Here is a 607-nt window from a genome sequence, read left to right as displayed (position 1 = left end):
CTGGATCCGGCGTATCCGCTGGAACGGCTGGCCTACATGCTGGAGGACAGTGCGCCGTCGGCGGTGCTGGTGCAGGGTTCGACCCGCGCGTTGCTGGCTGAAGTCGCGGTGCCGGTGGTCGATCTGGATCACGACACCTGGCAATCGTTGTCGAGCGAAAACCCTTCGGTCGATGGACTGACCCCGCAGCATACGGCTTACGTGATCTATACCTCGGGCTCCACTGGACAGCCGAAAGGCGTGATCAACGAGCACTCCGGGGTAGTCAACCGCTTGCTTTGGATGCAGGACGCCTATCGCCTGACGGCTGAAGATTCGGTGCTGCAGAAAACCCCGTTCAGCTTCGACGTCTCGGTGTGGGAATTCTTCTGGCCGTTGATGACCGGCGCGCGACTGGTCATGGCCCGTCCCGGCGGCCACAAGGATCCGCTGTACCTGAGCGAAGTGATCGAACGCGAACGCATCACCACGCTGCACTTCGTGCCGTCGATGCTCGACGTGTTTCTCGCCCATGGCGACACCGCCCGTTGCCACGGTTTGCGTCAGGTGATGTGCAGCGGCGAGGCCTTGCCGGGCAGTCTGGTGCGGCGCTTCAAGCAGCAATTGC

Annotated in this window: 1 protein-coding gene; it reads left to right on the top strand. The window is 62.6% G+C overall.

The genetic code is table 11. The features are described from left to right. Nucleotides 1–607 (top strand): AMP-binding protein (locus ACKLNA_RS29120; RefSeq protein WP_408987846.1); only part of this gene is annotated, 607 nt, incomplete at both ends.

Source organism: Pseudomonas sp. UV AK001 (assembly GCF_046097675.1).
In the GTDB taxonomy this organism is placed as follows: domain Bacteria; phylum Pseudomonadota; class Gammaproteobacteria; order Pseudomonadales; family Pseudomonadaceae; genus Aquipseudomonas; species Aquipseudomonas kribbensis.
This window is presented reverse-complemented; position numbering and strand designations above follow the sequence as displayed.